Below are 24,001 nucleotides of genomic sequence, written 5' to 3' on the forward strand. Positions count from 1 at the left end.
TAGGGAGATGAAGAAGTTCTCTTGAAATCTGAAATTATAAAATAAAACTAAAACTAATTAACAAAATATCTAATCCACCAATTAAATAACTATTTACAAAGGAGTCAAACATGAAAAAATTCATGTTCTTATTAGTAGTATGTTTGTTTGTATCAGGTATTGCACTTGCACAACCTGCCAACCAAAACATCTATACATTTAATGTCACCTCAGTTGCAACAGGTTTAACAGTTGAAGCTGGCGATGTAACAGTTGAAGGGCTTATGCCTGGTGTATGTTATGAAGTAGTGCCAGATCCAGCTGGTCTTATTGCAAGCGGTGGTATCACGCCGGTTACAAGTGCAGAACTTGCCGCAATCACAGCAGCAGTTATTGCAGGCGATCCATTCTCAGAAGTTATCGTTAGCTGTGCAGTTCCAACCATTCTTTTAGGCGATGGAACAACAGGTAACTTAGCTCTTACATACACAGGAACATCAGCAGAATTCCTGAACGGACTTGGTGATGGATGGTTCTTCAATCCAACAGCCGGACCGTTCGTTGGAACTCTTGATGATGGCGGCGCAGCCGAAGTATGGATTGGTTTCAATACATGCGTTCCGAAGACTATCGTAGCCGGTGGTACATGGCTAGGTGAAGGCTTACTCACAGTTCAATACAAGTAAAAGTTCGTTCTATTAAATAATAGACAACGATTTTTGTATTAACCTTAACGAAAGGTAGCTTGTATGGTTTACAAGCTACCTTTTTAGTATATTAACAAAGAAACTTTCGGAGCTCTAACTCATGCGCAATCTAAAATATTTGGGTGAAATACTTCTCTTAATTATCATTTTTTGTTCGTTCATGAACGGGGCAGTTACAGTTACCCCAAAACAAATATTTTTTGATCAAACTCAGCGTATGATCCCTGTGACAGTGAGAAATCAGGACGAAGCAGAAATTGAAATTGCAGTCCGAATTGTATATAGCTATATCACGACAAATGATACGGGGAAAATTGATCTGATAGTCGACTCAGCATCGACCGAGCTTACATCTGCCGCCCAATGGATCAAGCCATACCCTACAAGATTCGTCCTGGGCGGATTGGAAAGCCAAACTATTCGTCTTCTCGCAACCCCCCCGCCGGATCTCCCCGACGGAGAGTACTGGGCACGTATTATGGTGCGAGTGATACCGCGTCGAGTTCTTACGGATACTACCAAGTTAAAAGTAAAAGGTGGAATGATGATGGCGCAAGAATTGGGTTTGCCTATCTATTACCGTAAAGGGAAAGTACACACCGGATTAGAAGCAAATAATTTCACCGTTTCAAAAATGGATTCTGCATTAATCTATTCTGTAAATTTATTCCGCACAGGAAATGCTGCATTCAACGGTTCCCGAACACTCAGATTAAAAGATAGAGAGGGAAATGTAGTTCGATCCTCGATGACCACTCTCGTTGTATTTAACACGTTTGTACTAAAAGATCGATTAAAAATAAAAGATTTACCGGCCGGAAGATACACGGCCGAATTTGAAATTGTTCCAAAAAGGCGCGATATTCTAAGTAAGTACTTGCTATCGACAATGCCGATTCGATTTTCAAGTGAAGTTGAAATATTTTAATAGGGATTTTTTGTGAAGCTACTGATAGTAATAAGCTTTTACTTTGGTTTCTTATTTAATACTGCATCGTCGCAATTAGGGGTAGAAACTCGAATTCCGGTTGAATTGCGGGTGAAAGCGATAGGTTCGCTCAATATAGAAATAATCGAAAAAGATTCGGCTATCTATTTACCGGCAACTACCGTTCTATCTTTTCTAGGGATACAAAATGTTTATGACGCAGAAGAATTAATCATTAAAGGATTTTATAAAAATCCGGATAATCAATATACAATCGATTGTTCGGCTTTGGAGGCGAGACTCAAAAAAAATCGTACTGTAATGACAGCGAACGATTTTCTTGTAAACAACGGTGATTTATTTCTTAGAATGGCATTCCTGAATAAATTTTTCGGATTAAGTTTTAAGTTCAATCCCAGACAATTATTGATTCAACTCCCCTTAGTTGAAGATTTACCCAAAGTAAAATATATCCAGGGTTTTAAAAGGTTAGAACGTCTAGAACGCACAAGAATAATACTCCCGCCTCCCGATGTTGAAATAGGGCATACATTCTCAGTATTCGATGGTGGACGGTTGGGATGGAATATCTTTAATCGATTTGCGAACACGGTCAATCCTTACCGACACTATAAATTTACGGTGGGTGGCGGACTTCTCGGCGGCGATCTCAATATGAGCGCCTTCGGAGTACAAAGGAAATATAAACCTTACAGTGAATTCCGGGCACAATGGCGTTATCCTTTTTTGGATGAGACTGCTATAAGGCAAATAATTATAGGAGACGTAGTAACATCCGGATTTTCATCACGTTTAGCGAGAGGTATTGAGATATCTAATCGTCCATTGCAGAGACGCTACATATACGGATATGAAGAATTCCAAGGAACCTTCACACCTGATATCGATGTTCAATTAAGAAACACTCAATCCAACCTGATGTACACAAAAACCGATTCACTCGGTCGGTATAATTTTAATGTCCCGATCTATTATGGACAAGGTAGAATTGATATACAGTCATATGATCCTTGGGGTTTACAGGAAATGAATCGATACAGGATGAATGTCCCATTTTCGCTAGTACCGCCGGGCACAGCCGAGTATTCTCTTGTTTTTGGAAGAATGAGGAGAGCCGGCCAGCGATTTACATCAGCAGCGAATGTTCAAGTAGGATTATCGACAAATTTTACAGCTGGAATATCGATTGATTATCTCGACCTTCCACGAATTAATTCTAAGTTCTATCCGACATTCAGTTCTTTAGCGCGGATTAATTCCGGATTATTGCTGAATTTAAGTTCAACTCCAAATGCATATTCCAGCGCTCGTATTCAGTGGCTTCTTCCATCGGATGCCGAGATAAATTTAGGAGCTACTTACTACGCACGAAATAATTACTACAACCCGGTTGGCATGAAAACCAGATTCGATTTATCATCGACAATTCCGATTGTCGGTGGTACCGGTTTCCAACTTAACGGTAGTCAGGTAAACTACGCTCGTCACCTATATCAGAATGGTGAAATCTCGTTCTACATAAATTCAAAGTTTATTTCTCCGCGAATTACATCACGTATGTATTGGCGTGTCGATGATGGTTCGAGAACGCTGTTAAATCATATCTCCCTTTTTGATCTATCTACCACACTTCCACTGAGCGTGTTTCTTTACGGAGATATTTCTTATAACCATATAAGAAAAGGGATTGAATCTATCGGTCTCACCATAAACAAAATGTTATTTAATTCTGTCAGGTTATCGTTCTCTCATTATCGATTTCCGATGTTTGGTTCACCGATATCGACTCTCCGCCTGGAGTATGTCTTTCCATTTTTACGTGTGAATTCGAGTGTCTCACAAAGAACGAATAATTTCAGAGAATATACGCTTGGCGGATCGGGTGTAGTCAATATTACTCCTAAACCATTTCTTGTATCATTCGAAAATAATACCACCAATCTTGGATATGGCGGAATTCAAGTCAATCCGTTCTTTGATGGAAATAATAACGGGATTCTTGACGAGGATGAAGAAAAATCTAAAGTAGGCCGTCTATTTTTCTCGGATATCACGCGAAGTAAACGCGTTTCGTCTATACAGATGAATTCAACACGCCTTTTGAAATTGCCTGCATACGAGGAGTATGATGTTGCGGTAGATCAGAACACACTCGAAAATCCAACATGGGTACCTCTGAATAATGTATTCAGGGTTTATGCAGAACCGAATAAAGTACGTGCAATCGATATTCCTCTTGTCATTGGCGGTACCGTGCGTGGCTCTGTTAAAATTCAGAATAACACTATCATTGCCGAAGGTATCAGATTATTGCTGAAAGATATGAAGTCTGATCAAGGTAAAACATATTCAACAACATCGTTTTCAACAGGTGAATTTGAGTATGCATCAATACCCCCGGGAAGATATCGACTTACTCTGGATGAGACCCAACTGAATGCTCTTGGTTTACGTGCACAACCATCATACATGAACATCGAAGTTAATCTAACAACCGACGGTGATCTGATTGATAATAAGAATTTTGTTTTGATATCGAAGTAATGAATGCATTGATTAATAAAATATTTGACAATAAAAATTGGGGGAAGATGATTATGAAAAATAGAAATGATATCTTTACCTTAATATTTCTCCTTGCATTGTTTTGCTCCACGCCTCTCTTCGCTCAGGAAGAAATGGATAGCGTCGATGTGGACATGGATGATCTCGTCCAATCGAGTAATCCCTTGTTGGATGATGAGGAAGCACTTACATCTTCAGAAGTTGCAGCCGGTGCAAATTGGCATTGGCTGAATCCATACCCTCAGGGAAACACACTTTATTCGGTCGACGTATTTAGAGATACAGGAATGTGCGCGGTTGGAGATGTAGAAAGTTTCCTTAGAACGACAGATGATGGATCATCGTGGTACAAGCAGCATTCCGTAGGACAGAGTACGCGAAGATTATTCGCTATCGATGTTGTTGATGATAAATATATTTATGCTGCCGGTACAATTGGATTGGTGGTCCGATCTTCAGACGGTGGTGAATCCTGGGCACCTACATCTTTCGGTACATCTATGCCGATCCATGCTTTAAAATTCGTGGATTCTTTGACAGGATGGGTTGTGGGTTACAATGGCACTGTTGTAAAAACAACTGACGGAGGGAATTCCTGGACCTCGCAATACACTCTAAGTTTTGTACGACTGCGGGGTATAGACTTTATCGATAAACTTCAAGGTTGGGTTGTTGGCGATTCGGGTAAAATTTTTAAAACTACGAATGGCGGAACGACATGGGTGGCACAAAATTCGAATACAACAAAAATATTGCAATCTGTCGAATTTATTAACGCCGATTCAGGCTGGGTTGCCGGAATCGATGGAGTTATAAGGCGGACTACCAACGGTGGATTAACATGGATAATGCAAGCCGCACCATTTGCATCGTATGAATCTATTTGTTTTGTCGACAAGGACCATGGTTGGGCGGTAGGTTACGGAGGAATGATAATAAAAACGACAAATGGAGGATCTGCCTGGGCAAGTCAAAATTCGCCGACTACAAATTATTTATCTAGTGTACGGTTCGCTAATCCTTTAGTGGGCTGGATTGTTGGGTATGGCGGAATTATATTACGAACGAGCGATGGCGGTACGTCATGGATAAAATTAAATCGTGGAGAAACAGGATTCTTTCGTGGTGCACATTTTCCAACACGGGATATTGGCTGGGTTGTAGGTGATGGCGGTTTAATAATGAAAACCACCAATGCAGGATTGAATTGGACTCAGCAAAATTCAGCAATGCTTATACGATTTAATGCGGTTCATTTCACAGACCATTTGAATGGTTGGGTTGTAGGAAAATCAGGCACTGTCCTTCACACAACAGATGGCGGCGCAACATGGATTGAACAAAGCACTCCTACGTTGAATACACTTTATGGTGTGCACTTCTATGATTCACAAAATGGCATCGCAGTTGGCACGCGGGGCAAAATTATTCGTACTACAAACGGCGGCTCGTTATGGATATCCAAAAATGCCAACACATCCCGTCAACTCAATTCTATAAAAATGGTAACGAATTTAATTGCCTGGGCTTGCGGCAGAAATGGAATTCTGGTTCAATCTTATGATGGTGGAAATGGTTGGGTGCCTCAAGAAATCAGGCCGTTACGCAACAATTTAAGCAGCATCGATTTCATTTCTCCTCAGCGCGGTGTATCCGTGGGATACAAAGGAACGATCGTTCTCACAACAGATGGCGGTGGAACATGGAATACTGTTGCATCGGGAACGAAACGCAATCTTCTTTCTGTAAAATTCCTGAATGAAAATAATGTATGGGCAACTGGTGAGTATGGAATTTTATTACACTCGACTGACGGTGGATTCACCTGGGCAAAAGTAGGCAGCGGAACAGCAAATAATCTATTTAGTCTATCCTTTGCCGATTCAACCATCGGATGGATTGCCGGTAGGAACTCAACTATACTGCGCTACGATTCGTCAGGTGGATATATTTCTTCGAAAGCGAAATATCTTTCTCTGATCACTGAGCTTGGAAATTATCCGAATCCATTCAATCCCTCAACGAATATTTCGTTTACGCTTATGGAAAATGCAAATCTATCAATTAGAATTTACAACGTTTACGGACAAGAGGTGGTGTCGTTGTTTAAAAATCAAGAATTTAATACGGGCTCGCACAATATTTCTGTTGATTTTCAATCTTATGCAACCGGAATGTATTTTGTGCATATTGTATCGGAAAAGATGAAGTACCAGGTGGTCAGAAAAATATTATACATCAGGTAAATAATGGAGGTAGATTTGAGCGGGCTCATATGGATATTCTCAAATAAAGAAATTTCAAACATGAAAAATGTTTTGAAGCGATTATATTCCATCTTTGTATTTCTCATCTTATCATATCCTGCGTTGCACAGTCAAGAATCTCAAGGATGGATTTGGCAAAATCCGTTTCCTCAAGGTAACGATCTTTACGATGTGGTAACCATTGATGCACGAACTGTTTACGCAGTTGGTGATGCCGGAATGCTCCTGAGCAGTACCAATAGTGGTTCGACATGGTCAGTTAGAGGAAATCTCGAAGACATACGCACATCATTTCGGTCGCTCCAATTTAACACACAATCGAATGGATGGATTGTTGGAGAGGAAGGAAGAATATTAAACACAACGAATCAGGGAGATAGGTGGAGAGTCAGTTATATCGGGACTTCCAATACTTTAAAAGATGTGTTTTTTTTCGATAGGAATCTTGGTTGGATATCGGGTCAAAATGGATATTTAATTCGAACAACAAATAACGGCTCTTCATGGGAACGGTTAGGATTGAATCTTACTAACTCACTCAATTCAATTCAATTTGTCTCACCGCAAGTCGGTTTTTTAGCGGCAGACCGGCGTACACTTTATACAACAATGAATAGTGGCAATGATTGGCAGTTAAGCGATACGTTAGCTTCGATTTCACCCAGCGATTTTGTTGATCTGAAGTTTATCAATCAATCTTTAGGTTGGGTGTTAGGTCGCGATTTCGGAGAAATTTTTATTACATCAGACGGCGGTTCGCACTGGTCAAAAAAATCTACCGGCACCGGAGGATTAAATGCCCTTGATTTTTTCTCCCAACAGGTAGGTGTTATTGTTGGTAATAACGGTGTAATTTTAAGGAGCGCTACAGGCGGATCGACATGGAATGCAGGCGTTTTCGACAGCACGTCAGATTTCTTGAATGTTTCTGTGCTTTCTTCACCGAATAGTATTGGATGGGCTGTGGGGACAAATGGACGGATATGGAAAACCACAAATAACGGAGTCAATTGGGTAAATTATTCGGGTGGCGATGTGAATGATTTGCGAGAACTTGCTGTGATCGATTCGAACCGCGCTTTCGCCTCGGGTGCCAATGGTGTTATCGCATTCACACGAAATGGCGGTGCCCGATGGGATACCGTGCATACTAATTATAAAACTGTCTTAAACTCAATAGATTTTTTGGATGAACTGACTGGTGTTACCGTAGGTGATTCCGGTATCATTCTATACACTTTAGATCGTGGATTGACTTGGACGAAACTTACAAGTCCCGTAACAAGTCGACTCATGAAAATTAGATTAAATTCTTCACTCGTAGGCATCATCGTTGGTGAAGGAGGAGTTATTCTTCGTTCAAGAAACGGCGGACTTGATTGGAATCTTATTCAGTTGCATAGCAATTATCGTCTCGCGGATGTTCAGTTCATAGATAAAGATACAATTATCGCAGTCGGTGATTCATCCGGATTGGGAAGAATGTTCAAAAGCACAGACGCCGGAGTAACATGGGTGGTTCCGCATGCCGAACCCTATATGGCGTTATTATCTGTACAATTTATTTCTCCACAGTCAGGTTTCGCGTCGGGCCGTAACGGAACAATTCTGACGACCACAGATTATGGCACAACATGGTACCCGAGACGCATCAACACACCATCTCTAAAAGTAGATTATCAAAGTATATTTTTCGTCGACGATAGTACCGGTTGGATTGCAGGAAAGCAAGGAACAGTATTAAAAAGTACAAACGGCGGTAAAAATTGGTTCGCACTTGCGAGCGGGACAAACCGGGATCTCTATTCAGCAAAATTTATTTCCGATAAGGTTGGGTGGGTTATCGGCGATAGGGGAGCGATTTTAAAAACTGTCGATGGTGGCGGTAGGGTCTTAAACACAGATCCTATTGTGGCTAAAGCACCTAAAGAAATTAAACTATTACCAAATTTCCCAAATCCGTATTATCCTATGAATCATTCAGCGGGCACGTATCTACCTTTTGAATTGAACATATCAACAAGTGTGATGATCAAAATTTATGATATACTCGGAAGAAAGGTACAGGAAATCCCGCTAGGTTTTGTCGCCGCCGGGGTTTATGATAATTCACGCGGTAATCCTTACGCGCCCTCGTGGGACGGGAGAGATATGAATGGTGTTTCGGTCCCGACCGGTGTTTACATATACTCTCTTTCGACCCCCAAAACTCAGGTTGCCGGGAAATTGGTTCTAATCAGGTGAAAATGTAATCCTTAAAAATATTATCATGCAATTGTAGGATAAAAAATTGGGAGCTTAAGTTGGAAAGCAATTACTATAGCAGAATATGTATAAATCCCAGATCGACACCCGCCCGAGGAATTCCGGCGGGTGTTTTGTTTTATTTATGGAATTTTGCAATATTAGAGTAACTTTGAGGGCGAGGTTGGCAGAGAGATAGTTGACATAGAAATTCATATTTGTTAATAAAAATTTTATGTTTCTCCCATATCCTTTGTGAGTTTATATTTGAATATTCATTAACAAAAATTTTAAAATCATACAATCAACAAATTCAAAAATATTTTTGGAGGAAAGGATTATGAAAACTTTAAGACAAATTTTTAATTTCGCACTATTTTTAGTGCTTTTTAGTGTAGGTGCCCTTGCCCAAATTACTAACCATGTTGTGATAAGCGAAGTTTATGGTGGTGGCGGTAACAGCGGTTCAACATATAAAAACGATTATGTTGAATTGTATAATCCTACGAGTTCACCTATAACAATGACTAATTGGTCTGTGCAATACGCGTCAGCAGCGGGTGTGTTTCAAGCTGGAGCATTGTATAAAACTATATTCTCAGGGACCATACCTGCGCATGGATTCTTTTTGGTAAAAGAGGCAGCAGGAGCTGGCGGTACCACAGACTTACCACTTGCAGATGCGACGGGCTCAATTGCCATGTCTTCTTCGAATGGGAAAGTAGCTCTTGCAAATGATACTATTTCTGTTACTGGTCCTTCAAGTACAAATATTGTCGATTTTATTGGTTATGGTAGCACTGCATCACTTTATGAAGGATCAGGACCTACTTCATCGTTGAGTAATACAACATGTGCTGAACGTAAAGCGCAATCATCATCAACAGCAATTACTATGGCAGCGGGCGGTTCTGATGTCACAAACGGTAATGGATGGGATTCGAATGATAATAGCGCCGATTTTGTAATTCAATCGACTCAGGTACCACAAAACTCAGCTTCCTCAGCAGAGGATCCTCCATCAGGGAATCAATCTCCAAGTATTTCGGCAATTACCCGCGGTACATTTGTGCCGGCAACAAGTTCAACAAATACTATCTCTGCAAATGTTATTGATGATGGAACTATTACATCAGTAAAATTAGCAATCAGTGTTAATGGGGGGAATTATGATTCATCTGTTACAATGACATTTGTTTCAGGTTCAACTTATAGCGGAGATATTCCGGTTTCAAAACATGTAACAAACGGAGATCTTGTAAAATATTTTATAACGGCAATAGATAACCTTGGGGCATATTCGGCATCCAGCGTATACGGATATTTTGTTGGCGATTCACCAATCAGTTCGATTAAATCATATGGTGTTTCTTCTGTTGCGGGGTACGGAGCCAGAATAAACGGGACGTTAAATGTCGATGCTAATACCTTATCATCTAATTCAACGTACATTCAAGATGCAACAGGTGGATTATACTTATCCCTTACCGGAATGCCATCGTCATTAAAGGCAGGACGTAACGCCAAAGTTGAGGGTACTATCGGGTCAGCATCATCTCATGTCTATCAACTGCAAACACCAAATTTCAATTTTGTAGATACCGCTCTTGGTACATCTACAATTACTCCGGTTACTTTAACTTTACCTCTTCCAAAAGATTCATCTTACTCGAATGAAGGTAAGCTGGTGAAGATTCTCGGCTTGACAACTGATTCAGTCGGAACTTTTGCTGAACATGGTTATAATTTCAAAGAATCTGATAATGACACAATAACGGTTTACATACAAAGTAACGGAACTGCAAATACAGTTTTAGGGAAAACAATTCCATCAATAGCAACAGATGTTACTGGTATCTTAGCATATTACTACACATATATGGAAATCAAACCGCGCAAAGCTGAAGACTTAGGTCTTTCTACGGGCGATGGTTCTGGGACAGCTACAATTAAACCAACCAGCAGACTTGTTTCTCTAACTGCGGTTGCAGAAACACTCACCGTTACCGGTGATGGAGTTAATACGTTAGAAAGTGTCAGCATCCAGATCCCACTAACATGGGCATGGACGAATACTGCTTCGTATGTGTTAACCGGCGCGTTTGCCGGAAAGACACCGACTATCACTGGTGATGGTTCTACAACTCCGTATGTTATAACCATTGCAGGATTGCTTTTAACAGATGTTAATCCCGGAACAATTGAAATTAAAGACCTCAACACCCCCGCTTCAAGTGGTAATACATCTTTCATTGTGAAGACTGCTCTTGCAAGCGGAACGCTCACACCAATAGCTTCATCTCCAACGGTAAATATCACTACGAATACATTCGAAGCGATTGCGACAGGTAATTGGAACAGCGGTGCAACATGGTCGGGTGGCATTGTTCCAACGTCAACCGATGATGTTACTATGACAACAGGAAATGTTGTTGTTACAATCACTGCCGATGCGCAATGTAATAAATTGACAATGGTCGGTGTGGATACCGTCGGCGGTGTAGCCGGTCCGGTTCTGCAATTTAATTCGTCAGGTGCGTTAACATTGACTGTTAACGGTAAATTAGATTTATCTGGTACACCGGGACGACCGAAACTGACATCCAACGGAAATACCGACGCAACATTGGTTCTGAAAGCAGGAGCGTTCACGAATGCCTCCAATACGACAGCGAATGGTGACCGCGGGTTGAATATGAACGAAGGTACTGTGAAATTCACAGGTGCATCCACAGATTCATTAAAAACCGATGCAGGTTTCCGTCTCGCGAATTTTGTCATTGGTGATGGAACGAACGCGAAAATACTGTATTGGAATCAAACAGCGAACGCGACCATGAACATTCGAAGTTTGACAGTGAAAACCGGAAGTTCATTTATCATCGGTATGGAATCGGAAGCCAATATCAACCCTATCGGAAATTTTTCAACGCCAGGATTACCGATGCTGACGGGTGGTATCGTAATTGAGACTGGGGCGAGTTTCCTTGTGAATAATGCATTAAGCGGATCAAACACAGCTTATATCAATCTGAAAGATGGCGGTATCACTAACAATGGAACTCTCAATCTAAAGTCACCGAACGGTTCGCGTAAATATTCGGTAGCGTTTGGTGAATTAACCGAAGATCCAACCGGTTCAAAGCAAACCATTGGTGGTAGCAGCGCAGGCACGTATTCATTTGTCAAAGTTGGTGCGATCGATACAGTGATCTTAAATAATTCGATGAACGTAGATACTATGCTTGTTAATGGCGAGATAGTTGAATCGTCGGGTAAAACTGTTATTGGAGTTGTTAGAACAAAACGTGTGTTAACCCAGGCAGTTGCCAACACATGCGGCGGTATTGGTGTTACAGTAAACGCGCTCGATGCCACTCCCGATACGACTGTGATCTATCGTATCACAGGTACACCGCAAACAGGTGGTGGTAATGAATCGATTTTGCGGGCATTCTCTTTCAGTCCGAAAGTGAATATCGGATTGAATGCGACAATGTCGTTCTATTACGACCAAAGTGAGTTGAACGGCCAGAACGAAGCGACATTGTCATTCTGGAAATCAACCGATAACGGCACTACATGGTGGGCGCAATCTGCAACATTCGATGCAGGATTGAATAAGATCGAGGCGACAGGATTAAGTTCACTAGATTTCTATACAGCCTCTGATGCTGCACATTCAATCGGAGCTACAACAAAATCACACACGGTCACGGCCGGCTGGAATTTAATCTCTCTACCATACTATGTCGCAGATGCAAGAAAGAGTATCCTTTATCCAACAGCACCTGGTAACGCTTTTTATTATGAAGGTACTTACAAAGTTGAAGATACACTCAAAAAAGGTTTCGGCTATTGGTTGAAATTCCCTGTTGACGCAACATTTAATTTTTCGGGTGCAGATATCCTCAACGATACGATTATTGTAGTGGATGGCTGGAATATGATAGGTTCAATCGGCAAGAATATTTTGACTGCCAGTATTCAGCAGATTCCGACCGATATTGTAACATCAAAATATTTTGAATTTACAAATACTTATCTGATATCTGATACAATTAAACCGAGCCATGGATATTGGGTAAAAATAAATGGTGGAGGGAAACTGGTTTTGAACAGTGGAGTTTTAGTTGGTTCTAACAATTCTTCTTCGTCGGAAAATGGTCTTGCACTGAATACATTAACCATCACGGATCAAACCGGAAAGAAACAAACATTGTATTTCGGAAATGGTATAGATGAAAAACAACTTCAATCTCATGACGTACCACCATTAGGTCCTGAAGAAATATTCGATATTCGATTCGCTTCGAATCGAAATATAGAAGCTGTTGATCGAGTTCAAGAATCATCAAAGGAATTTTCTATAAATCTGCAAGGAGTGCAATATCCTATTACGATTGAATGGGATATTAAACAAGATATTGGAAATTGCTATCTGCGGACTGAAAGTAAAAATCAATTGATAACCGGTGCTAATAGCATTATATTCAATGAGCCGGTAACTTCACTGAGGCTCGGATATAATTCTCAAAAAGAATTACCGAAGAATTTTACACTTGGCAAATCTTATCCAAATCCGTTTAACCCTTCAACAAAATTTCAGATCGAAATTCCTTATACAACCGTTGTGAATATTGTAGTCTACGATGCGATCGGGAGAAAAATTAAAACACTTTACCATGGTGAAAAAGAAGCAGGAATTTCCGTCCTCGAATGGAACGGATTATCCGATGATAATCGCCCGGCTACTAGTGGTATATATTTTATCAAAATGGCTGCAGATAAATTTAATGCGATCACTAAAGCGGTATTATTAAAATAATAATTGTATTGGATGGGAGCTTACATAGGTTGTAAGCTCCCATAGTGTTAATGAGTGATCAAAATGTAGCCAAAATATGAAAAAATGAACGATTTTTTTTATCTATTTCGGTGGATAATTGGATTTTTAAGCAAATAAAAGAAAATATCATATTTTCTCGTTTTTTTTAATTTAGGTATTGACTGTAATTGTATATTTTAGTATACTTTGTAAAGTAATAACCAAGTAAAGCACCACACCTCAGAGCTGTTAAATAGGATTCTCAATTGATACCGGGCCAAGTGCGGGTTGTTAAAGGAGAAATGGCTTAGAGGATAAATAAAAAATACAGTATTCCTGATTCACGCTATCCAAAAAAATATTTGATTTATTTTAAAGAGTGTGAACCTATTTCAACCATATATGTCTTTGTTGAAGTTATCTTAATCTGAAGTAGGTTGCGAGCGTATATACTTTAAGCATAAAGATTTTAGGATTTATACACGCATTAAATGTAATGAAGTTAATGATAGATGTGACTGAGATGCATTTGAATTTTGTGATTATAGCATGACCAAATTGGTAAGGATTTTACTTCTAAATATTTTCGCTAGCCTGTTTTTTCAGGGTTTGTTATTAGCAGACTGGCCATGCCGGACTGATAGCAGCGTCCCGATTGTTACCGCCTCAGGAGGTCAATGGAATCTTCGTATTTCCAGCGATGCGAAGAATGGTGCATTTTATGTTTGGCAGGATCGCAGAGGTGGCGGCGATAAATTATATATTCAGCGAACAACTCCTTCAGGTAATCCGATTTGGAGTACCGATGGACTTCCTCTCACTTCAACCTCCGGATATCAGTATTATCCTCAAATCCTATCAGATGGAAAAGGCAGTGCCTTCATTGTTTGGCAAGACAATCGATCAGGTTACGACTATGATATATTTGTTCAAAAGATTGATGGCAACGGAGTTTCGAACTGGTCGCCGAACGGTGTGACAGTTTGCAACGCTATCGGACATCAATACAATCCACAGTTAACAACCGACGGATTGGGAGGTGTAATTATCACCTGGCAAGATCGGCGTAAAGGACAGTTCGATATTTTCGCTCAACGAGTTGATTCACTAGGGCAGACGTCATGGGCGATGAACGGGCAATTAATTTGTAACGATTCAACAAGTCAAATAAATCCCAAAATCACAAGCGATCACCGGGGCGGTGCATTCATCGCGTGGGAAGATTTCAGATTGGGTAGCGGTTCTTCAGATGTCTATTGTCAAAGGATTTTCCCTTCAGGACAAAACGCATGGATCGCTAACGGATTACCGCTATGTACTTCACAAAATAATCAGTGGAATATTCAAATGATTCCCGATACTATCGGCGGAACGATTGTTGTTTGGCAGGATAGAAGGAATAATACATATGATAATATTTATGGACAAAGAATCGATCCATACGGTAATATAAGATGGCTATCTGATGGGTTGGCGATTGCACCAGTTGCAGGTAATCAATATTATCCTCAATTAGTTTCCGATTGTCTCGGTGGCGGAGTTGTGGTATGGCAAGACAATAGATCGGGAATTGATTACGATATCTATGCCCAAAGATTTTCTAGAGAAGGTAACATGCAATGGGGAGTTTCTGGCATTCCCATATGCAATGCAACAGGGTATCAGTACAATCCTCAAATCATTTATCAAAATTCTTATTTTATAGTTACCTGGCAAGATAAGCGTGGTGCTAATTTTGACATCTACGCACAAAGATTCAACCAACAGGGGCAAATTCTTTGGGGTACGAACGGAAATCCGATTGCTACATCTCCAATGGATCAATTTATACCGCAGTTATCTATCGACAGCATGAATGGTGCAATAATTGGTTGGGCTGATTATCACCTCAACAGCGGCTCAACGGATATATTCAGTCACCGGATTGGTGCGAATGGATTACCTGCTGGTGGGTGCTACCGTACATTTATCCAGGATAGTTTAAGTGCAAAGTCTAAACGATATATCAACAATTTATCTCGAAAAATACTAGCGATGCCGAATGCCGGCAATATCAGAGACTCGGTTTTTAAACGAGGTGTGTTCCCATACGGACTTTACGCCGGGGTATCTCGTCTCGATAGCGCAAAAAAATATGGTTGGATAAGATATACAAAATCGTATTTCTTAAAGAGAGTTTTACCACAACAAGGCGCGGCGCGGCCCTTCGATTGGATAATTGACAGATTATTTATCGGTGAGAAAAAGAACTTGAGTTCGATGCGATATAATAATCGTGTTCTAGCTGAATTGATAGCATTAAAACTCAATATCGGTGCGAGCGACGCAGGATTAATACCGGAAGGATTGGGTGATATTGTCTTTCTCGATACCATTCAAAATAATCCTTTAAACAATCGCAAACTTAGAAATATTGCATCCCTTGTCGATTCAATGTTAACTATGTGGCAATCTTACAAGCAGGTTAATTATAATTCGGTTGCTACATCGTTGGAAAGAATTAACAGAGCATTTCACGGAGCATTCGATACAGTTTCATCTTCACCTCTAAGGATGAAATCTGTGAAAGCGTTATTCTCGATTCCATTCCTTCGTCCGAGTGTTGAACCGCCACCCCAGTTGCCAACATTCCAGGCAATAGGCGACGAAGAGGAAATCCCTGAAAGTTTTAACTTGCTTCAAAATTATCCTAATCCCTTCAATCCATACACCACGATTGAATTTTCTGTTCCCGAACAATCGTACGTATCCCTTACAATTTACAACATTCTTGGTCAGCAGGTTGCATCGCTCATGGATCGCGCGTTTTTAGATGAAGAGCAATATAGTCTAGATTTCGATGCTTCAAATCTTTCATCAGGCGTTTATTTTTATAGATTGATCGCTGAGCCGCTTTCAGGTGCCGATGTTCATCATCTGGTTAAGAAGATGATAGTTCTAAAATAACCTTTCAGAAAGGGGATGAACACCCATATGAAACAATTACAAGTTGAGCGATACCTCATCTTTTTGTTTCTATTTTCTGCACTTTCGTTCGCTCAAGACACCCGACAGTGGGTTTCGCATTTATCAGGTTCTTTAAAAAATTCACCTGCCAGTGGATCGGCACTAGTTGTTGATAAAACCGGGAGACTAATAGTAACCGGTTGGGCGACTAATAAATCTACCGGTGTGGATATTGTTACCGTAATTTATTCATCCGATGGCGAGGAGTTGAAACGGACCCTGGTAGAAAATTCCGGTATCGATAAACCTGTCGCAATCGCAGTTGATACTGGTAGAAATATATATGTCACCGGATATACTACCTCAGGAGGAGGTGGTTTTGATTTTCTTACAGTTAAATATGACAGCAATCTTCAACAGCTTTGGTCGATTCTTTATAACGGAACTGATAACAAAGATGATCAACCAACGGCAATTGCCGTTAACGATTCTCTGAATGTCTTTGTTAGTGGATGGAGCAAAGGCGTCGGGTCGGGGGTAGATTATGTAACGATAAAATATGATCGTTCAGGTATTGAAAAATGGGTCAAACGGTATAATGGTCCTGCAAGCAGCACCGATAGCGCGCTCGGTATGGTATTATATAGAAATACAGATTTATTTGTGACAGGAACAAGTGTCGATTCCGGGTACGATTATTTTACAATTAAATATAATCCGGCAACCGGAGATTCTATCTGGTCTGCTCGCTACAATGGATATCTTCTAGGTAATGATATTCCCCGTGGAATTGTTAGAAACACAAATAACGAAGTGTTTATTAGTGGATCGAGTATGAATGCTTCAGGAAATAATGATTATGTAACTATCGGTTATACTTCAAGCGGTACCGTGAAATGGATAAGCCGATATAACGGTCCTACCAATACTCATGATGAAGCATATGCAATCGGTTTATCCGGTACGAATCGTATTTATGTAACAGGGAAAAGTATTCAAACCGGGTCTTTCAATGATATTGTAACCGTATGTTATGCGCAATCGGATGGCGACTCAAATTGGGTCCGATCTTATAATGGGACAGCGGGTGATGAAGACATCGGAGTGGGGATAACCGGAACCACCAATCCTTACATAATAGGTGCAAGTATGGGAACCGGTGTTGGTAAAGATTTTGTACTCATCCAACACAACGGTAATAATGGCAATCTGAATTATTCCGCAAGGTATAACGGTTATACCAATAGCGACGACACACCTGTTGCAGTGCTTTCATCGTCCGGTGCTGTTTATGTTACAGGTCAATCGAAAAAATTAAAGGGTTCTGAATTTTTAACGATAAAGTATGTCGATAGCGATGTTGTAAAGTACCGCTCATTTGTTCAGGAAAGTCTGACTCTAAAAGCTATCAGTATCAAACTTACTCAAAAACCAAATATGGGTAATGTTTGTGAAGAGGCGATGAGGTTGGCTTATCCAAAAATCAAAAAAGGATACATCGGGTATCCGGGTGGAATGGTAATTGGAAGTCAAAACCCCGACTCTGCAACTTCGTATGGTTGGATGAGATTTGATAAGGGAAAGAGTGTATCGAGCTATTTACCGGATACAGGTTCACCAAGGTGGTTCGATTTTTATTCATCCGCACCTTTTGTAGGTGAAAAGAAAAATCCTAAACGAGATAAACACAACAACCATCTTGCCGGAGAATTGATTGCGTTGAAAATCAGCATTGCAGCGAGTGATGCCGGTATAACAGCACCTACATTCGGTGATATTAGGTTTGATGATGGAAATCCGCTCAATCCGTATCGGAATAAAACACTTCGACAAATTGCTGCCACTGCCGATAATTATCTGACATACGGTAAGAATTATTCTACCGTCGATTGGCTACTACTCGATAATATATTGTCGTCGGTTAACCACGCGTTTTTTGATACACTTAAAATAGTTTCACGTGATCCGTTGGTCGTTACCGGGGTAAATCCAATTGACAGTGTATGGTTTTTAAAACCGGCAATCGCGCCGCCCATTGAACCATTGGCGTTTGACATAAATGGCATCGAGCTATCACCCGATAAATTCCAGTTACACCAAAATTACCCGAATCCTTTCAATCCGAGTACCACGATCTCTTTTGATTTACCAGAACAATCGTTGGTGACATTGAAAGTGTACGATATACTTGGAAAAGAAGTAACGACGTTATTCGAAAATGAAGAATGCGATGAAGGTACAACCGAAATCATTTTTGATGCCAGTTCATTAGCATCGGGTATCTATTTCTATCGTTTATACACTGACAATGCTCAATATCATCAATTGCAAAAGATGATTTTGCTGAAATAATAAAAAAATAATGATGATGATCGTTCAAAACCCACTTGTCATCGAGTGGGTTTTTTTATTTATATTTTTGTTTTTCAACTGTAATTTTCATAATTTCTCAGGAACAATTTTGGATGTAATATGGATCAAATAACAAAAGACGACCTGCTTCTCACTCAGCTCATTCTAATGTTTCAGACGGCTGCGCTTCAGCATATGGGAAAATTAAAAAATCCTTTAACCGATAAAATAGATCAAGACCTGCCCCAAGCACAGATCTCGATCGATTTGCTTGATATGCTTCATAACAAAATGAAGAACAATCTATCAAAAGAAGAAGAGAAAATGTTTACCGGAGTTTTGCAGGAACTAAAGCTTAACTACGTTGATGAAGTGAACAAATCTCAAAAAACTTCAACAGCATCACCCGAAGCATCTCAACCGGAACAACAATGAAATTCGGCATATTCGGAAACACAAGAAAAGCTGCGATCATCGAGGTAACAGAAAATCTTGTAAGTTACCTTACGATGGAAAAAATTCCATTCGTCGTACACCAGAAATTAGGAACATGGTTTAACCAATCGGGTGCCGGTTTGACGATTGATGAATCTATAATGGTGCCTGAATCGGAGATCAGCGAGAAATGCGATATGCTCATAGCTCTTGGTGGTGATGGTACTATGCTATCGGCGGCGCGAATGGTGCGCCAGCGCGGATTACCCATATTAGGTGTTAATCTCGGGAAACTTGGTTTCCTTGCTGAAGTTTCTATAGATGATATGAACGATTGCATTGATGAGATAGCACGAGGTCAGTATTTCATCGAAGAGCGGTTGGCATTGCAAGGCGCTACATCCACAGATCAGGAGTTGTTTTTCGCTCTTAATGATATCGTGTTGGATCGCGGTTCTTCCCCACGCGTTATCGAGATAGAAACTATTGTTGATGGTGATTACCTCGCGACTTACGTTGCCGATGGTATAATTGTGAGCACACCAACCGGCTCAACAGCATATTCGTTGGCAACGGGTGGACCGATTGTTGTCCCCGGTAGTGCGGTTTTGGCAATCAGTCCAATTTCACCTCACACGCTTTCTGCCCGTCCGGTAATCATCCCCGATCACAGCGAAATCATTATTAAGATTCCTGCCGGTAATCAACCGATTCACTTAACAATCGATGGTCAGGAAGAATATTTTTATAATACACCCGCCGAATTCAGGATCAAAAAATCTCCTCTGAGAGTGAAACTTGTTAAACGAAGGGAGCATACATATTTTGATCTGCTTAGAACAAAGCTCAACTGGGTAAAAGATGTCCGGAAAGAAACAAAGTGAATGGCAAAAATAATTTCGAAATATATTTGCCAGAGTTGCGGATATGAATCACCCCGCTGGACCGGTAAATGTCCGAACTGCAGCGGTTGGAATACTTTTGTTGAAGAGCTCGCTCAACGAGGCGCAACACGCAAAACAGCTTCCTCATCTAATGTCAAAGGAACTCCTCTTACGGAAATCGATACACAGGATGATTCCCGCACACGAACTAATATTGTTGAACTGGACAGGGTTCTGGGAGGAGGAATCGTGGATGGTTCTGTTATGCTGATCGGAGGAGATCCCGGAATAGGTAAATCGACTTTGATGATGCAAATTGCCGCCCACCTTACGAATAAGATAGTTCTATATATATCCGGTGAAGAATCTGCACGGCAAATAAAATTACGCGCCGATAGATTGAAATTTCCAAAGAGCGATTCTTTTCTTGTACTCGCTGAAACCAACCTGGACCTCATTCAAGAAGTAATCGAAAGAACACCACCTGATATTATTATTGTCGATTCAATTCAGACGATGTTCAAACCTCAGTTGGAAAGTTCGGCGGGAAGTGTCGGGCAGGTTCGTGAGAGCGCGGCGTTATTTACCCGGATCGCGAAAGAGAAATCGATCCCGGTTTTTCTGATCGGCCATGTCACTAAAGACGGTATGATAGCCGGACCGAAAGTTATCGAGCATATGGTTGATACGGTTCTGCAATTTGAAGGGGAACGGCATTATGCTTACAGGATTCTGCGCGTGATGAAAAACCGTTTCGGATCGACAAATGAAATCGGTGTCTTCGAGATGAGGGTAAACGGATTGGAAGAAGTTAAAAATCCTTCCGAGGTATTTCTATCTGAACGATCGTTCGGTACTTCAGGTTCAGCAGTTGTAGCGAGTATTGAAGGTACCCGCCCGATACTTATAGAAGTTCAGGCGCTTGTAAGCACAACAAATTATGGCACCCCGCAAAGGAATTCAACCGGAGTCGACCTGCGACGATTAAATTTATTACTCGCCGTTTTGGAAAAACGTCTTGGTATGCACCTCGGTCAACAAGATGTTTTTGTCAACATCGCAGGTGGAATCTCAATCGATGAACCCGCAGTCGATTTAGGTATAGCCGCGTCCATAATTTCGAGCTTTCGGGATGTACCGGTTGATAATCAGGCGGTATCTGTCGGCGAAATAGGCCTCGGAGGTGAAGTTAGAACTGTGAGCCATATCGAAAAGCGAGTTCAGGAAGCGACCAAACTCGGATTTCAAAGAATTATCATACCGAAGAACAACATGAAAGAATTCAGTAACTCGAATGGCATCGAGATCATTGGTGTGGAAAGAATCGATGACGCAATGAAACTGCTCCTTTAGCTCAGGATGAATATTAATGAAAAATATTATTTTTGCTTCAAATAATCCGGGAAAAGTAAAAGAGGTTAAAAGTCTGATCGCCGGTATCCCGATTAATATCGAAAGTCTGATAGGAAGAAACGATCTTCCTGCAATTATTGAGGATGGAAACACACTTGAAGAAAACGCGTTGAAGAAAGCACGGATAATTTATGATTCCACAAAATCTCCTACCATTTCCGACGATACAGGTTTAGAAGTATATCATCTTAATATGATGCCGGGAGTTATCTCGGCACGCTATGCAGGTGAGAATGTCACTTATTCCGATAACAATCAAAAGCTGCTCAAGGAGATGGAAGGTGTTCCGGATGAAGAGCGTGGTGCTCAATTTCGTTGCGTTGCTGTCTTTACAGATGGAAAAATTGAAAGATCATTTGAAGGAATTTGCAAGGGTAAAATTATACACGATTTACGAGGAACAGAAGGATTCGGGTACGATCCGATATTTGTCCCTGACGGTTATCGAAAGACGTATGCTGAATTAACTCTTACGGAAAAGAATAAAATCAGCCACAGGGCTGTCGCATTCCAAAAATTGATAAAATTTCTCATCGAGTATTATAATCTTTAATGATATTTTGTAGGGTATCGACAAAATATACATCATCTCACCCAATTCGTAATTATTATGATTATCGAGAAATTTCTTGAAAATCGTCTGTAGTATGATTATCTTATACAAAATTAATTTTACAGATGATAGAGTTACCGTTTATTAAAAACCGTCCCCGCTTTCTATGGAAATATGAAGCGAACGGTGTATTCTGGAAAATCATTCCCGCAGATGATCAGTACCTGGTTCTCGAAGACAGGAACAAGGATTCAAAAATTGTAGAATATGTTGTTCTCGATTATCTGACCGGAAAGGAATGTTGGAGAAAATCATTCCATGAAATATGGTGGATTGGTATCGAGATTGTTTACTATGGTGCTATCATATTTCACGGATATGCTTCACCCGAACTGCCGGAACATAAAGGTGTTCAGGTTGTTGACCTGAAGACGGGGAAAGTACTCTGGTCAGATATTAATCTCAAATATCTTTTTTGTTATTCCGGAAAACTCGTTGCGGAACAACGATCAAATTTCAATATCGGGTATGTCGAATGTGAGATGCAAAATTGTGATATCATTGCCAGGCATGATGAATGTTCGGTCAGATCGTTACAGCAGAAATCAATAATACCTGTGCCTAAATCTGTTGTCTATCCCGAATCGAACGATCTCAATCCGCTTGAATCAACAAAAGAGATTATTATGCTGAAAAAGAAAATATCAGGATTCAATTTAACTGAATATATCGAAGTAGATAAGATGATGGTTATTGCTGGTTATTATCTGTCGTCTGATATCGACAATCGATCGACATTTAATCAGGATATAATCATTATCAACAAAGATAAAAACAAAATAATATACCAGGATACAGTAATACGATCTGCAAATTATCCTGTGCGAGGAATATTTCTCCTGATCGAAAATATTATTCTGTATTTGAAAGATCACAAAATCTTAAATGCCCTGGAAATTAAATAAGAACAACCATGCGAAAAATTAAAGTTAAAACAGTAGATGCGTTCACTTTAACACCCAACACCGGAAATCCGGCGGGCGTTGTATTGGATGCATCTGACCTGAGCGACATGATGATGCAAAAAATTGCACGCGAAATAAATTTGTCTGAAACCGCATTTGTATGCAAACCAAAAAAAGCGGATACGGATGTTCATTTGCGGTGGTTTACGCCGACTACTGAGGTTAATTTATGCGGACACGCAACCGTTGCTGCTTTCCATGCACTGGCTCAAGATGGTTTACTGGGAATGAAAGATGCTGGAGAATATAATTTTAAGATCGAAACAGCATCAGGTATTCTGCCAGTTGAGGTTGTCAAAGAAACGGGACGGATCACCGTTTGGTTCGGATTGAAACACCCGGTGATTGATCAAGGTGTGCAGCCGAAGGTTGAATTGATACGCGTCCTCGATATAAACCCGGGTGAATTCGAAAACCGTGCGGCAGATGTTTGCGATAAAAATCTGTTTGTTCAAGTTAAACGCCTCCATACTCTTTTTACAATGAAACCGAACTTCACAACGATGTCATATTTTCTTGCATCACGGAATCTGGAGGGATTGTGCGTCTATGCAACTGAAACGGTTGACCGTGATTCTAAAGTACATTCGCGCTTCTTCGCTCCGACGATAGGAATCAATGAAGATCCTGTTACAGGTTCTGCGCACGGACCTTTAGCATTCTTGCTTTATGAAAATGGTTACTTAAAACATGCTGAAAATTTTTATGAATTTCAGGGAGAACAGGGTGACGTTATAGGCAGGAAAGGTAGAGTGAGAGTGCAGATAGAACTCAGATCTAAGAAAATTACTTCCGTGAGGATCGGCGGTAATGCGATCACCGTTATGGATGGTGAGATGCAAATACATGAATGA

Annotated in this window: 14 protein-coding genes; all 14 read left to right on the forward strand. The window is 40.5% G+C overall.

Annotated features, from left to right (window positions below):
* The first annotated feature begins 110 nt into the window (after positions 1–110).
* Positions 111–665 carry a hypothetical protein gene (locus HZB59_07115; GenBank protein MBI5021188.1) on the forward strand — a complete coding sequence of 185 codons (555 nt, stop codon included), beginning with the start codon at positions 111–113 and terminating at the stop codon, positions 663–665.
* 121 nt (positions 666–786) lie between these two features.
* Complete coding sequence (locus HZB59_07120) at positions 787–1,614, forward strand: hypothetical protein (protein MBI5021189.1); 828 nt, start codon at positions 787–789, stop codon at positions 1,612–1,614.
* A gap of 12 nt (positions 1,615–1,626) precedes the next feature.
* Entirely contained in the window at positions 1,627–4,179 is a 2,553-nt protein-coding gene (locus HZB59_07125) for a carboxypeptidase regulatory-like domain-containing protein (GenBank protein MBI5021190.1), read from the forward strand.
* Between the two features lie 53 nt (positions 4,180–4,232).
* Positions 4,233–6,446, forward strand: coding sequence for a T9SS type A sorting domain-containing protein (locus HZB59_07130; protein ID MBI5021191.1), 2,214 nt, complete (start codon positions 4,233–4,235; stop codon positions 6,444–6,446).
* A 60-nt stretch (positions 6,447–6,506) separates the two neighbouring features.
* Entirely contained in the window at positions 6,507–8,711 is a 2,205-nt protein-coding gene (locus HZB59_07135; GenBank protein ID MBI5021192.1) for a hypothetical protein, read from the forward strand.
* A gap of 340 nt (positions 8,712–9,051) precedes the next feature.
* The gene (locus tag HZB59_07140; GenBank protein ID MBI5021193.1) at positions 9,052–13,539 is read left to right on the forward strand and encodes a lamin tail domain-containing protein; all 4,488 of its coding nucleotides are present in this window, start codon (positions 9,052–9,054) and stop codon (positions 13,537–13,539) included.
* A gap of 549 nt (positions 13,540–14,088) precedes the next feature.
* Positions 14,089–16,485, forward strand: a complete 2,397-nt coding sequence (locus HZB59_07145; GenBank protein MBI5021194.1) for a T9SS type A sorting domain-containing protein — start codon at positions 14,089–14,091, stop codon at positions 16,483–16,485.
* Between the two features lie 27 nt (positions 16,486–16,512).
* Positions 16,513–18,837, forward strand: coding sequence for a T9SS type A sorting domain-containing protein (locus tag HZB59_07150; GenBank protein MBI5021195.1), 2,325 nt, complete (start codon positions 16,513–16,515; stop codon positions 18,835–18,837).
* 120 nt (positions 18,838–18,957) lie between these two features.
* Positions 18,958–19,272 carry a DUF1844 domain-containing protein gene (locus HZB59_07155; protein ID MBI5021196.1) on the forward strand — a complete coding sequence of 105 codons (315 nt, stop codon included), beginning with the start codon at positions 18,958–18,960 and terminating at the stop codon, positions 19,270–19,272.
* Entirely contained in the window at positions 19,269–20,156 is an 888-nt protein-coding gene (locus HZB59_07160; GenBank protein ID MBI5021197.1) for an NAD(+)/NADH kinase, read from the forward strand. Before HZB59_07155 ends, HZB59_07160 begins: the two co-directional genes overlap by 4 nt.
* Positions 20,157–21,509 (forward strand): DNA repair protein RadA, encoded by a 1,353-nt coding sequence (radA, locus tag HZB59_07165; protein ID MBI5021198.1) that lies wholly within the window; start codon positions 20,157–20,159, stop codon positions 21,507–21,509.
* Positions 21,510–21,525: 16 nt separating this feature from the next.
* Positions 21,526–22,122 (forward strand): RdgB/HAM1 family non-canonical purine NTP pyrophosphatase, encoded by a 597-nt coding sequence (rdgB, locus tag HZB59_07170; protein ID MBI5021199.1) that lies wholly within the window; start codon positions 21,526–21,528, stop codon positions 22,120–22,122.
* 125 nt (positions 22,123–22,247) lie between these two features.
* Complete coding sequence (locus tag HZB59_07175) at positions 22,248–23,087, forward strand: DUF4905 domain-containing protein (protein ID MBI5021200.1); 840 nt, start codon at positions 22,248–22,250, stop codon at positions 23,085–23,087.
* Between the two features lie 8 nt (positions 23,088–23,095).
* The gene (locus HZB59_07180; GenBank protein MBI5021201.1) at positions 23,096–24,001 is read left to right on the forward strand and encodes a PhzF family phenazine biosynthesis protein; all 906 of its coding nucleotides are present in this window, start codon (positions 23,096–23,098) and stop codon (positions 23,999–24,001) included.

This window comes from Ignavibacteriales bacterium (genome assembly GCA_016214905.1).
Taxonomy (GTDB): Bacteria; Bacteroidota; Ignavibacteria; order UBA10030; family SZUA-254; genus PNNN01.